The following is a 13,545-nucleotide window of genomic DNA, read 5'->3' as shown; positions in this document are numbered from 1 at the left end:
GTCAGGCATTCAGCTCAATTTTCTTTCCATTTACCATCACACCAGCGGCATTAATGGTAATGGTCGATCCACCAGCAGTGATTTGCACGCTGCCATTACTGATTAAAATGCCGCTCTCACCGACGTTGATGTGAAACGTATCGGTGGCGCTGTCCGCCACACTTCCTTGGGTAAAACGCGTGTCCCCCCCGGTAATACTGAGCGTTCGTCCGGCACCGATCGTCACGTCTTGCTTTTGCGTAATCGTGCAAACCTCATTGCTGTTCACGGAGACGTGACGATTGCCCGTCACGTCAAGATTCTGATTGCCCGTCACCTGCACTGACCGGTTTTGCTGCACGCTGACCTTTTCATTGCCCTGAACCGTGCGCATCCGGTCCTGAATCACCGTCAGCGTTTGTTTGCCTTCTACCGTGCCGGTATTGTTACTTTTCACCGTCGTCGTATGATTGCCGGTAATGGTTTCATTGCGATTTTGATCCACGCTCAGGGTTTCGTTGCCCTTTACCGTTTCTGTGCGATTTTGCTGGATCGTCGTGGTTTCATTGCCGTTGATCGTTTTACTGCGATCCTGGCCGACAGTCACCGTCTCGTTGCCATCTACCGTCCGGGTGCGGTTCTGTTTGATATGGCTGATTTCGTCTTTGCCGACGGTTTTAGTCCGGTTGCTGCCAACATCATGGGTTTCGTCGTTTTCTACTTCGGTGTCCATGTTGCGTTCGGCATGCAGCCAGAGCTGCTCCTGACCTGGCTTATCCTCAAAACGTAGCGCATTGGCGTTATCCGGCGATCCGTCTTTGGAACGGCTCATAAAGCCCATTTGCGTTGCCGCGGCCGGTAACGCCCACGGCGGCATACTGGCTTCGTTATAGACGCGCCCGGTGATAATCGGACGGTCGGGGTCACCATTGATAAAGTCGACCACCACCTCGTCGCCCACGCGCGGAATCTGAACGCCACCGAACCCCTGGCCAGCCCAGGCGCTTGAGACGCGCACCCAGCAGGAGCTGGTATCGTCCCCTTTTGCCAGCCGATCCCAGTGAAACTTCACTTTCACCCGACCGTAGCGGTCGGTCCAGATGCTTTCGCCCTTCGGCCCGACCACCTTCGCCGTCTGGGGCCCGCCGGTGCGCGGCCACGGGGTTTTCTGCTCTGGGCGAAATACCACACTCGCAGGAATCACTGAGAAAGTGGTGCGATGGACAGTGGCGCTGTCGGGGCCGCTGGCGTAACGATTCTCTTCGAATTCGTACTCGGCACTGGTAACCAGGTACTCTCCGGCGTCGCTGAAGAAGGCGGCCTGGGTGAGTTGAAAGGTGCAGCCCGGCACAATGCCCATGGCGGTGGCTGTGCCCTGCGTTTGCTGATGCTCCACCTGCCAGCGCTCCTGACGGACACGGGCGTAAAACTCACCGTGGCCGTGCTCGACAAATCGCCCCGGCCAGTCATAAACGTCGATGGTGCCGGGAGAAGGAGACTGCGGGTTCTGTCGCGCCTGAAAAAGCCAGGCGTTGGGTTTGCGGAAATCGTAGTCGTCCAGGCTGTATAACCCCGGCGTCACGCTGTCCGTCAGTGCCCACTGGCTGATGCCCTCTTCGCTGGTCGTGCCGCCTGAGGGCGTTTGATGGTAGGGAATAAATTCGTAGCCGCTAAAGGGCTTGTATTGTGCAACAGCATCGGTGAGCACGATGGTGTGCTTGCCAGCCTCGTGGCGAACGTGCCAGGCGATGCCTTCCAGCTCCATCAGGCGGCTGATGAAATCAAAACTGCTTTCCTGATACTGAACGCAGTAATCCCAGGTGCGGTAACTGCCCGACAGGTTATTTTCCATATTAACCTGATACTCGCCGAGCAACGTTTGTACGATTTGTGGAACGGTTTGTTCCTGAAAAATACGTAGGTTTCGGTCACGTTTCATCGGCCACAGGTCGGGCTCAAGGGTGAGCTGATAAACCGCGTAGCGCGTGCCCGATAATTCCACTGCGCTGACCGCAACCCGGGTGATCTTGCCGTTGAGAAAGCGTTGACTGGTCAGGGTCTGGGTGGGAATAAGAATTGTGGCGGATTTGCCGAGCAGCGCGCTCCGTTCAATGCGCGCATCCGTGCCCAATACCTGCAAATTCAGCGTAAAAGATTCGGACAGGGCTTCGCGTCCTGAGAGCTTCCAAAACAAGAGGCCTTCAACGGGTAACTGAACAGTAATACGATTAAGCATAAACCGGACCCTGACGTCAGACGAAAGCCGCTCCGGGCTTCGTTGGTGCGTTTATCGTTGTCGCCTAGTGATAGCCTGATGAACAGTTAAAGTAAATAAGACAATGTCCAATATGTTACTTAAATGCTAAGAACTGTGAGAGGCTATTACATTTAACGTAGGGTCCTTGCATTTCCTGGGATTCACGACAACATCTACGCGCAGCCGCGTGATAAAATCCGGCGTCTGCCGCGCAGTAGTCGGCTGGAATAGTGAAATTTTGCTACTTAGTGACAGGCGGTGAGCATCCGTATGTTCCGGGCTGAACTGGCCTCGTTTTGCTTTAGGTGTTCGATGCACGGGTCAGCAGCAGAATCACAAAAACGCCCCCGATGCCTGCCGTAATAATCCCTATCGGCAGCTCCTGCGGTGCCAGCAGCGTTCGGCTGATGATATCTCCGCCACAGAGCAAAACCGCGCCGCCCAGGCCACACAGCGGCAACAGCAGACGGTGCTTTACCCCTGTGACCGGTCGACACAGGTGCGGTACCATCAGGCCGACAAAACCAATCACCCCGGTGAGCGCGACCAGCATTGAGGTCGTCAGCGCGCAACAAAGAAAGACTTCAATCCGCAAACGACTGACGTTGATCCCCAGCGACAGCGCCGTTTGATCGCCCGCCAGCAGACCGTCCAGCGAGCGGTGACGCATCAGAGCAAAGCCACTCAGCAGCACAACACCGGCAAGCGCAACAGGCAGATTTTGCCAGCTGGCCAGCCCCAGGCCACCCAGCGACCAGAACATCACCGAACTGGCCGCTCGCTGATCGCCAGAGAAAATAAAATAGCTGGTGAGCGCGCCAAACAGAAAAGACACAGCCAGCCCACAGATGATCAGGTGCGCTGGGCTGCGCAGTTTTTTGAAGTAGAAAAGCAACATGACCGCAGCGGCAGAACAGAGCCCGCCCGCAAAGGCGGCAACCGGCAAGGTCAGCTCACCCAACCCGTTCCCAAAACGGGTGATGACCAGCACCGCACCTGCCGAAGCACCAGAAGAGAGACCAAAAAGAAAAGGATCGGCCAGATCGTTGCGGGTGGTGGTTTGCAGTAGCGCTCCCACCATCGCCAGCCCGGCACCGGTCAGGGCTGCAAGCAACGTGCGCGGCAGGCGGAGATCGATCACAATCCGGCTAATCATTTCTGACTGAGGCAGGGAGATCAGTTCCAGTGCACCCAACACCTGCGTCAGGGATAACGCGACCGTGCCTTTGGCAACGCTGATTAACATCAGCACCGCCAGCAGAAGGACGCAACAGCAGAGGATGCAAAAAAAACGGTAAGATGCAGCATTCACGGCGCGCTTCCTGAATAAAGGGCGCGCGCCAGTTTCTCTACCGCCGCAATATTAGCCGGGCCTGGCGTCAGCTCAGCATACTGCAGCTTCAGATAACGATGATGCTTGACGGCTGGCGTGAGTTTCATCAGCGGATGACTTTCCAGGAAATGCCGAAGAGCATCCGCCCCGCCGCCGGTTTGATAATCCAGCAAGATAATGAAATCAGGTTCGGTTGCCGCCACACTTTCCCATGACGTGGTGCCCCAACTGATATCCAGCCCCTCCAGCGCATTGGTTCCGCCAGCGGCTTCGATGATGGCGGTAGGCATGGCATATTTTCCGCTGGTAAACGGCTTATCTTCCCCGGAGTCGTAAACAAAGACCTTTAACGGTCGGACCGCGCTGGGCCGTTGAGGGATCATTCTCAGGCGCTGCTTCCAGTGATTAACTAAAGCCTGCGCCTCAGCCTGTTTGCCAAAGATTTTACCTAACGTCAGCTCATCGTGATAAAGCAGATCCATGCTGGCTTTATGCTTGTCTTTTTGGGTAAAAACGCAGCTTTCACTCAGCACCAGCGTCTTGATGCCGTACCGACTTAACGAGGCTGGTGTCACGTCGCCGCCCACCTTCATGCCATAATTCCAGCCGGCAAAAAAGAAGTCAGGATTCACCGCCACCAGCGTTTCCAGAGAGGGATACTTAGGCGCCAGCTCAGGAATGGCCCCCATCGCCTGCTTAAATTCCGGTGTCATCTTGTACCAGCCACTGATGCCCGTCAGCCCGACGATGCGATCCTGCAAATGCAGCGCAAAGGCCATTTCTGACATGTTGAGGTCGTTAATGACCGCCCGCTCGGGCGGTGCATTAAAGGTAACCGGCTGACCACAGCTCTCAATGGTGACAGGGAAATCGGCCGCGAGGGTTTGTCCAACAGGAATGCTCGCCAGCCATGCCGCGCAGCAGAGCGTTAACAACGAATCAGGCACAGTCTGGCACCTCGAAAATGCGTAAATGGCTCCCGTTGGCGGGATGCGATACGGTAAAACTGTTTAAACCGAATACCGGCCGGAGATAGCGGGATGACAGGGCGCGAGCGGGGGCATCACAGACTACCTGCTCCCCCTGTGACAGAACCAGCACGCGGTCGGCAAACGTATCTGCCAGTGATAAATCGTGCAAGACTGCCACGGCCGTGACGCCTTTGTTTTTGATTAAGGTCAGCAGCGCATGTCGTCCAAGGGGGTCAAGGTGATTGGTCGGTTCATCCAGCAGAATCAACTGTGGCTTTTGGGCCAGAACGCGCGCCAGGGCCGCTCTTTGTCGTTCACCGCCTGATAACGCCTCTAACGAACGTCGCCGAAACGCCGCCAGCCCTGTTTCCTCTAGCGTCTCACTGACAACGCGCTGATTGACAGAATCTGGACAGGCGCGCACATGAGGAAGACGACCGAGTGCAACGTAATCCTCAACCGACAGCCTCAGGTCAGGCACGTCGTGTTGCGCCATGACGGCGATACATGTGGCTAATTCCTGCCGTGTGTAAGTTTTGAGGCAGCGACCGTTTAGCGTTATCTCATCCTTCTGCACCGCCAGCTCACGGCTGATCGCCCGCAGCAATGAGGTTTTGCCGCTGCCGTTCGGCCCGATAATTGCCAGGCGCTCCCCTGTCCCGATGCCGAAAGTGATGTTATTGAGCAGGCAGCCGCCATCAGGTTTGCACAGCGTCCCAATGCCCACCCGCAATATTGATTCACTGGCATGTAGTATTTCTGGCTGCATCAGATCACCTCAATTTTATGTTACGTTATAACATAACAACGACGGAGTGAAATAACAAGCGACCAGGTGACATGAAAAAAAGTGCCGACGACGCGGCACTTAGATTAAAGACAGGGATAACGAATAACAGAACAGGCTATTTAAATCGGTTTTGCAACAGGCTGGCCGTCATCGCTAACATGCCTGCCCCCAGAGCGCTATGCAGCATCAATATATTTAACATAACGACTTCCTCGCGTTTACCGCTGTCCTGAGCGGTCATACTGCTTCAGCCAACTTCTCCTCTCGGGCCTCTTTCTCAATCAATCGCATCAGCAACGATACCCGGCGATCGGTACGCTCTGGCGTATCCGGTGGCAGGTTGTAGCGCAGGGTGTAGAGCTTGCCCTTCTCGTTGTAAAAATCCACCACCAGCACAGGCAGAATTCCGCCCGGCACTTTATTGTAATTCACCGACAGGCGGGTCCTGCCCAGCTGCAGTTTGGCAGCCATGACGGTCTCGCCAACCAGTTTAGGATACAGGCTACGATCTTCGGGCACGCTGATGACTCTCATAACAGCCTCCTGATTCTTCGCTTGATAACAGAGTGCGGAGAGCGCTGTTCACGCTCCCCGCTGTCGGGTCAAACTGCCATTAGGCCTGATGTTCAATCGCCTCTGAGGTGCGGTGTTCAATCGGAATGCGGCGAGGTTTCTCGCTTTCTGGCACCTCATGATGCAAACCGACCCGCAGCAGTCCATCCTGCAGCCGTGCGGTGGTGACTTTCATATGTTCAGGCACGCTGTAGCTAAGACGGAAGTCTGAACGACTGATGCCCCGATGCAGCCAGCCGCTGTTCTGGCCTTCTTTGTCCGCCTCATTATCCGTAACCTCCTCTTTCTGGCCGGTCACCGTCAGGCGACCGCCCGCCACCTCGATCTCCAGCTCGTGTTCTTGCCAGCCGGGAACACTGACGGTGAGCTCATAGTGCTCATTATCCGTTTGTCTGAGGTCATAAGAGGGTGAAACCGATACGGGCGCATCACCGGTCAACTGGCTGAAAAGCCGATCGATACGGTTAAACCGGTCTGAGAATGCAGAATCTGCAACAGAAGGAAACAGTGGAAAATGACGTAATGCCATGGTGATAACCTCCTGAATTAATCGTTCATTCAAAAGCTCATCTGAGTGGGGACCCTCCCCGTTGCTCACAAAAATTTATAGGATCTTTTTGGATGATTTCAAGGGATGAAAATGAAATTTTTTGGTAGCTGGCGGGCCACCTTTTTGACGATGTTGAGTGACGCGCCGCGCCCTGTAAAAATGCCATGTTATCTCAACCGGGAGCGGCTTGATGTTTATCAGAAATGGTATTTAAACCGGACCCGCGCCCCGTAACGTTCGTTATCGCCACTGTGCCGTTCGGCATTAATCTGCGACCAGTAAGCGCCAAGGTAAATATCGAAATTTTGCATCTTCATGACATTGCGAAAACGGTATGAGGAGTGGATGGTATGGAGATCATACTTGCCTAAGATAAAGTCACTCAGGCTGGCCCCGCTGATATACTGCATCGTAAAGGCTTTCACATCGTTGCGCGCGTAGATATAGCCAAGCTGAAAGTCGCGCCATAGTCCATTCAGGCCAGCACTGAAGTTTTGTTCTTCCGTCGCATCCATATAGGCCGTGCTGAGATTGATGACCGCTCCTGAATCTGGATTCGCACGTTGCCCGTCCCAGCTCAGCGTGGCGCCATATCCATTGCGCTTAGACTGATCCTTAAACTGCCCCCGGTTATCGGTATAACCATAGGCATTGTTCACCACGTTGCTTTCCATGCCGACAGCCGCCGTGACGTCGCTATGGCGCCAGGCGATAACCGGGCGCAAATAAATAACATTCTTTTTATGCTCCAGTGTATTCCCATGGTATTCCCCATTCTGGAACAACTTCGTGCCGTCATTCGCCATGGCATTGAGTTCAAAATAAAAACGTTGCCATGTTTTACTTAGCTGAATAGCCCCCGCCGATCCCCGTCCGCGAGCCTCTTTCATCATATAAATATAGCCATAGCCATCTTCGTAGAGATCGTTGGCCGTGTTGCCGGAATATTCGATAAGCGTGTCCTGATTGAGCGGAAACATATCGAAGGCTTCATAGCGGCCCACTTGCACTTTCCAGTCTTTTTCCTGACCAAAGAAGAAAGCCGCGTCGTCTAATTCAAGCCCGCCAGAGAGATCGGCCAGCGGTTGCACGGTAAAGCCTGCGAAGGATTGATCCGCCATGCTTCGGTAACCGTCCAACCCGATTAAGATGCGGCCATTGACGTCCCAGCGTTCCGCTTCTCCTGCCTTCCAGTTTTTATCGGCACGGGTTTTTAATGAGGTAATTTGGCCCGTTCTGCTTGCGCCATCGAGATTGAACTCAACATCACCATAGAGTGTAAGCGCGCCTTGTTCTGTATCAAACGTTATCGAGGCAAATGAAGCGGAAGAGATAAAAATCATGCCCCAGACATAATGCCGGTATTTCATAGCCAACTCCTTATGCTAAATAACCCTGAGTGAATAAATTTCTTAAAGGAAGTACTTTTTTGAAGCTGTAATAAATTCGTTATAATTTTCACACTGACTTATTTTTTCGATAATATCGTCATCCAGAATATTGGTGAGGAAATCATATATCAGCATACTGTCAATGAACTGGTCCTCACTAATGGCCAACATGAAAACAAGTTTTACCTGTTTACCACTATCCCACTCAATGCCCTCGGGAAAGATGGCGACAGAGACTGCGGTGCGAACCGCAACAGGCCCTAACGGATGCGGGATGGCGATTTTATCATCCAGCAGCGTTGACGCCCGCGCTTCACGATCTAATACCGACGATAAGAAATGATCGGTAACCCGCCCTTGCGCGGTTAACCTGTCGCAAAGAAAAGCAATTAATGATGACCGGGTGTAATCTCCCGCATGTAATACAAAAAAGTTATCAGCAGAAAAATACGCCAGCATCGCGTTGACAGGCTGTGTTTCAGACACCAAATAATATTTTATATTTTCGAGCTGCCCTCTCTCTGGAAACGGGGGCAATAGAATAATACGTTTATTCTTCTCAACAATATTGACCAGGCTGATGACAATATCTTCGTCAACCTCAGGCAGCAGACTATATTGCTCAACGGAGATCTGCCTGACGATATCTAATCCCGGGTACATGCTAAGAATTTTTTGACAGACGACTCGCGTCGAGGCCATCCCCTGATCGCTAACCACCAGCGCCCGCATCCCCTGCCCACTCTGATGGCTGATACTGTCTTCCAGAATGGCGCCAATATGCATAACCAGATAACCGATTTCATCGGCACTGACGGTCGCCTTGAAGAACTGATCCAGTTCACTGAACGCACTCAGCGTTAATTCATACATTAATGGATAGTGGCGTTTTATTTGTTCCAGTAAGGGATTAACAATGGTAATTGCGTTGTTGACGCGAATACGCATGGCTCTGATATGGCTTAGCAGCGTCGCCTGGGACAGCGCCTCATAATTCACATCAATAAACCACGATGTGCTCACGTAGCTCAGGAAGTGATTCATTATCGTGCGTTCAACAGCGTATTGTTCAGAGACCAGATTGTGGCTGGAGGTTGTGGTACAGAAGGCGACAAGATTCATGGCCATGAAGTCAATTTCACTTTGCGAAAACGGCATCGCCGGGTTAACGCATAAAGACTGGAGTACAGCTTCAGCCAGCGTTTTCCAGCCAGGTTCCGCATCGCAAAATTCAAAATCCCGTAGCCATTTGCCTCGCGCCATCCTCTCTTGCGCAATCCCTGTGATCAGGCTTAAAAAGCGAAGATTTGCATCACTTATCGCGATCCTTTTCTCTGCAAGGCACTGGCTCAATGCGTTTTTACAGTCCGGGTATGCCGTAACCGGGCCGACATAACTCTCCTCGTCAGTGGCCTGAGTCAGGCGCAGTCGGTGGTCGTAAATGCAACGCCGAAAGGCAATTTCGCTGCCTTTAAGCGTAAAGATGTCTTCACCCTCAGGCACAATTCGCAATTGATAGAGAGAGACGTGACGCTTCAGTAACGTAATATCATTTCTTAAGCTGTAGATACTGATAAACCATTCGGCTTCCCGCTCAGCAAGCCTCACGCCCTGCTCATCAAACAGCAGTGCCTCCAGCATGGCAGCGCGACGTTGTGCCCCTGAACGTGTTTCATTCCATGGCCGTTGGCACTGATTCAGTAAAACCTGCAGAGCCTCAGGCTCGCTAATCTGTAATGAGAAGCCGTTTTTTCGCGAATAGATAAGACGGTTACCAGACTGGCTGACGATGTCACCCACTTCTTTGAGGTCAGTACGAATGGTTCTTGTTGACACCTTCATCTCTTTTGCCAGGGCGGCCTGCGTGATATCGCCCTGCGCGAGTGTCATGAAGATGTCCCTGACCCGTTTGCTGGTGAACAGTCTCATGGTTATATCCGTTTAATCAGCACCGTCTGCACATCGTCAGGCTTGAGCGTCTGCCGTGCCTGCATGGGCGTCATCTCATCGAGCATTACGCAGCGCGCGTCCTGCAGAGGCGGAATCACGACTTCGGTTTTCAGGTGGGGATTATAAAATCTGACGATGATTCCGCTGTGGTCTTCCGCACATTTCACCGCACTGACCAGAGCATCGCGGTGTGTTGCTGGCAGGTTGAGCGCGCTGTAAGTTTCGGGATAATCCCGCACCTCGTCATTCAGACAAAAACGCAGTCGTCCGTTCAGGAAGTCGCTGTCCTGATAAACGGGAAACCCGGTCAGCCACGTTTTCGACACGCGCGCATGTTGGGCCTCATCGAATGTGCCGCGGTAAGTTCGCCAGCCAAAAGCAAATGACAACGTTTTCAACAGTTGGGCATCGGGCGTTTCTACGATACTTTCACCGGACGCACGGCCCGGCCGATAAAGCAGATTTTCTTTACCCATAAAACCAAATGTGCGGAACAGCGTCAGCGAAAGCGTATTGAAATCATCCCCGACGATTTCGTATTCACGCACACCATTGGTGTGCAGCGTAAAGCCGTGCTGCTCATCGTGGAGATTGACGTAGCTTTGCATCGGTTCAATCGAGATCGGTTTTTCCTGCCAGCGCTCTTCTTCCCAGCACTGCAGCGCCTTGCCAAGTTGAACCGGTCGGGTGACCGCGCCAAACAGCTGATCGGCACAGGAAACGCGGGCCGCAATATCAGTGGCAAAGTGCACGCAAAGACGATGACTCAGAACGTTGTTATCCACTTCCACATTAAAACGAATAAGATCGTCATTCTGCAGAACGACGTTTACCTTGAGGTTCAGGGTTGTCGTGGCAGTGCCTGCCGCCCTTTCGGCTAAATCAGCCGGGACCTTGAGCGCGTAGTGAAGTATCAGGCCTTGACTGACGCTACTCTTTTGTTTCTGAACGCTCGTCATGGCGCCCTCAGACGTAATCATCCAGTCGGCCCGAGGCGGCGAATAATTGTATGAATCCCCATCATCACCGTTTTCCACAAACAGCATTTGCCGCGGATAGCGTTTACCGCTCCGTTTATCAGTAATGGTTAACAGGCCATCGACTTCCGCCTGAATATGGTAAACGTCATTTTCAGCCGTTGTCTCCTGGCTCAGCGCTGGCCTTGCGGCGTTATCCTCACTGAAATCAATGTACCAGCGGTCATAGCCCAGTGCCGGTAATACCGGGCTTTTAACGGTCAGACGCGTACGGCAGACTTTTTCAGGTTTATGCCAGGCTTTACCCGGATCGAGGCGAATCGTCTGATTAAGTACGTATTGCGTCAGATCTTCTTCAGACTCGATAACACAGGGGATTGCTTTGCCGTTGCCGTCACGCAAGGTAAACGGCAGCCCCGGCAGCCAGGCCTCAAAGGTTATGTCTGGAGCAACACTCCACGGCAGTGGATTAAAAGCGGTGAAGGTAAAATCATGTTGGCGCGGAATGCGCTGTGTGATCAGTCGGGTATGTAACTCCAGTAAATTCTGCGCCAGCCCTTTGGCTTCTTTATAACGAGACAAGACATCCTGATTCGTCTCGTCGCTGTTACATCCGCCGATGCTGTCATGGGCGGCGTTGTAAAACATCAGTTTCCATATCGTTGCGACAATATGTTTGGGATAGGCATTGCCCAGGCTCTGACTTATCGCCAGCACAGGCTCAAGCGTATTCACCAGCAGCGATTCAATTTCATTGTTGAGTAGCTTCAGATCGGCACGACAGGAGAAGATTGTTTTATGTACCCGTGAATGTTTGGCTTCGGTGAGTTCACCTTCTAATGTTCGCGCGTCGGTGCCCACCTCCTGCTCCAGCGCCTTGATAAATGTCAGCGGGTTGCTGATTTGATAATGGCGGCTATCATCACAGGCATTAAACTGCCCGACCAATTCTGGCAAGTTGCGGCGCACGGGAGCCTGGTCGAAGCCATGAGGAAACAGCAGGTGCTGGCGATGACTGCGCGCTTCTATAGCAGCCATCTTCTCATCAAGAAAGGCTTTCATGGTTTCAGGCGTTTCATCCAGCAAGCCGCCGTAGTGATAACCCCACGGCATCTGCAGTGCAAAAACCCGGTCGCCGTTATCGCCCTGCCAGAAGAACTCTGTTTCGTGCAGCGTGTTGTCAGCAATGCCGCGCCAGAATAAGGCGTGATGGATGCCAAACTGGCGATAGAGTTGCGGCATATTGCCGCCCTGCCCAAAGCAGTCCGGCACATAGCCCAGTTTCATTACGTTGCCATGGCGTTGAGCCACTTCCATACCGTAAAACAAATTCCTGACAACAGACTCCTGATGAATCACCAACTGATCCGTTTGGGTAAACCACGGCCCCGTCAGCAAACGTTCATCGGCGATCAGTTTCGTGAGTCTGGCGCGATCCTCAGGAGCCCACTGAAGATAGCTTTCGATAAGGGAGCTTTGTGCGTCTAATAAATAACAGGGAAACTCAGGATGGGTTTCCAGTACCTGAATAAGATTTTTAATATGGTTGTAAAGGTAAATCCGCGAGCGTGAAGACGTAAAATACCACTCCTGATCCCAGTGCGTGTGCGTATAGAGATGAACTGTCCGCTTTTTCATATTATTAACCTTACTAAAAACCGCTTTAGTCGAATTTAATTTCAATATCGTCCGGGGAAGTATTGATGCTCTCGCTGTTCGCATCCGTCTCATTAAAATTCACTAAAATGTTAGCGCCTATTGCGATCACCAAGGTGCCCACCAGCGCGCCAAGAAAATAGGCCCACGGATTCCCGACGGTGAAACCACCGTACAAGCCCCCCAACGGCGGCATAATGGGATAGGCTTTAAACAGCGCCACCGTCATTGAGCCCATCGCGCCCGCCAGTATGTTTAACGGAATTAATCGCGCGGGATTTTTTAACGTAAACGGTATTGCCCCTTCGGATATTCCCAGAATGCCCATAATCACCGAGCCATTACCGGCTTCTTTTAGGGTTTCACTGAAGTTATGTGGCCGGATAAAGCGAGCAGCGGCATAGCCTAATGGCGGAATAATAATCGCAACATTAACCAAAATAGCTGGTAAATAAACGCCACTCATAAACAACACATTTCCCGTGCCCCATGCCGCTTTATTAACTGGCCCGCCAAGGTCAAAACAGATCATGCCGCCCAGTACCGCAGCCAGCACAACGGTATTGGTACCGTCTTCGGTCATGCGCTGCACCCAGGCCATCAGCGAACTGTTGAGCCAGTGCAGGACATCGCCCAGCAGCAACAGCATCACGACAACCTGCAGCCCAACGGTAATAAACGGCAGGATGATGAGGGGCACGGACGAAGCGGCAGAACCGGTGATGCGGATTTTTCGTGATACCCATTCCGCAGAGTAGCCTGCAAGCAAGCCGCCCAGTACGGCCCCCAAAAAACCGGATCCGGTGACAGAGGCAATCAAACCCGCCGCAAAACCTGGCGCCAGCCCTTTTTTCCCGGCTATTGAATAGGCAACGTAAGCGCCTAATACGTAATTCATTAATCCAATGATTTTGAAGCCGATATCCTGGGCAAGATACAGCCATTTTTCCAGCCCGCTACTGTGGGCAAAGCTGTCCAGATTGGGTTCACCTAGCATGATGCCGATAATCTTCGCCACGGCGACGACTAACGAGCCGGCAATAATGACGGGCAGCGCAAAAGAGATCCCTGTCATTAAATGGTTTTTGATATTGACCATAGTTTTTTTCATAGTGTCA

At 52.6% G+C, this 13,545-nt stretch carries 10 protein-coding genes; all 10 read right to left on the bottom strand.

Annotated features, from left to right (window positions below; all coding sequences use genetic code 11):
- Position 1: 1 nt before the first annotated feature.
- The 10 genes from tssI to GKC68_RS08880 all read right to left on the bottom strand — a co-directional run bounded on the left by tssI (position 2) and on the right by GKC68_RS08880 (position 13,538).
- A complete protein-coding gene (gene tssI / locus GKC68_RS08925) occupies positions 2-2,215 on the bottom strand; it encodes a type VI secretion system tip protein TssI/VgrG (RefSeq protein ID WP_110957221.1) in 2,214 nt (737 codons plus the stop codon).
- Positions 2,216-2,537: 322 nt separating this feature from the next.
- A complete protein-coding gene (locus tag GKC68_RS08920) occupies positions 2,538-3,548 on the bottom strand; it encodes an iron ABC transporter permease (RefSeq protein ID WP_028722732.1) in 1,011 nt (336 codons plus the stop codon).
- Positions 3,545-4,477, bottom strand: a complete 933-nt coding sequence (locus tag GKC68_RS08915; RefSeq protein WP_173647310.1) for an ABC transporter substrate-binding protein — start codon at positions 4,475-4,477, stop codon at positions 3,545-3,547. Before GKC68_RS08915 ends, GKC68_RS08920 begins: the two co-directional genes overlap by 4 nt.
- A 31-nt stretch (positions 4,478-4,508) precedes the next feature.
- Positions 4,509-5,309: an ABC transporter ATP-binding protein gene (locus GKC68_RS08910; RefSeq protein WP_064366910.1), complete on the bottom strand. Its 801-nt coding sequence runs from the start codon at positions 5,307-5,309 to the stop codon at positions 4,509-4,511.
- Positions 5,310-5,567: 258 nt separating this feature from the next.
- Entirely contained in the window at positions 5,568-5,864 is a 297-nt protein-coding gene (locus GKC68_RS08905; RefSeq protein WP_028722729.1) for a hypothetical protein, read from the bottom strand.
- Between the two features lie 79 nt (positions 5,865-5,943).
- A complete protein-coding gene (locus GKC68_RS08900) occupies positions 5,944-6,432 on the bottom strand; it encodes an Hsp20 family protein (RefSeq protein WP_252294722.1) in 489 nt (162 codons plus the stop codon).
- Positions 6,433-6,650: 218 nt separating this feature from the next.
- The gene (locus GKC68_RS08895) at positions 6,651-7,823 is read right to left on the bottom strand and encodes a carbohydrate porin (protein ID WP_252294720.1); all 1,173 of its coding nucleotides are present in this window, start codon (positions 7,821-7,823) and stop codon (positions 6,651-6,653) included.
- Positions 7,824-7,865: 42 nt separating this feature from the next.
- A complete protein-coding gene (locus GKC68_RS08890) occupies positions 7,866-9,773 on the bottom strand; it encodes a PTS sugar transporter subunit IIA (protein WP_342656767.1) in 1,908 nt (635 codons plus the stop codon).
- A 2-nt stretch (positions 9,774-9,775) separates the two neighbouring features.
- Positions 9,776-12,409, bottom strand: coding sequence for a mannosylglycerate hydrolase (gene mngB / locus GKC68_RS08885; RefSeq protein ID WP_064366906.1), 2,634 nt, complete (start codon positions 12,407-12,409; stop codon positions 9,776-9,778).
- Between the two features lie 25 nt (positions 12,410-12,434).
- Positions 12,435-13,538: a PTS fructose transporter subunit IIC gene (locus GKC68_RS08880; RefSeq protein ID WP_058706887.1), complete on the bottom strand. Its 1,104-nt coding sequence runs from the start codon at positions 13,536-13,538 to the stop codon at positions 12,435-12,437.
- Positions 13,539-13,545 lie beyond the last annotated feature (7 nt).

The sequence above is a fragment of the Pantoea sp. RSPAM1 genome, from assembly GCF_038816185.1.
Lineage (GTDB): Bacteria > Pseudomonadota > Gammaproteobacteria > Enterobacterales > Enterobacteriaceae > Pantoea > Pantoea ananatis.
The sequence above is the reverse complement of the archived record's forward strand: the minus strand, read 5'-3'. Positions and strand labels throughout refer to the sequence as shown.

What these genes read in the sequence shown, in the direction of transcription:
- mngB (WP_064366906.1), bottom strand. Translation starts at nt 12,409, where the DNA reads ATGAAAAAGCGGACAGTTCATCTCTATACGCACACGCACTGGGATCAG.
- GKC68_RS08890 (WP_342656767.1), bottom strand. Translation starts at nt 9,773, where the DNA reads ATGAGACTGTTCACCAGCAAACGGGTCAGGGACATCTTCATGACACTC.
- GKC68_RS08895 (WP_252294720.1), bottom strand. Translation starts at nt 7,823, where the DNA reads ATGAAATACCGGCATTATGTCTGGGGCATGATTTTTATCTCTTCCGCT.
- GKC68_RS08905 (WP_028722729.1), bottom strand. Translation starts at nt 5,864, where the DNA reads ATGAGAGTCATCAGCGTGCCCGAAGATCGTAGCCTGTATCCTAAACTG.
- GKC68_RS08900 (WP_252294722.1), bottom strand. Translation starts at nt 6,432, where the DNA reads ATGGCATTACGTCATTTTCCACTGTTTCCTTCTGTTGCAGATTCTGCA.
- GKC68_RS08910 (WP_064366910.1), bottom strand. Translation starts at nt 5,309, where the DNA reads ATGCAGCCAGAAATACTACATGCCAGTGAATCAATATTGCGGGTGGGC.
- GKC68_RS08880 (WP_058706887.1), bottom strand. Translation starts at nt 13,538, where the DNA reads ATGAAAAAAACTATGGTCAATATCAAAAACCATTTAATGACAGGGATC.
- tssI (WP_110957221.1), bottom strand. Translation starts at nt 2,215, where the DNA reads ATGCTTAATCGTATTACTGTTCAGTTACCCGTTGAAGGCCTCTTGTTT.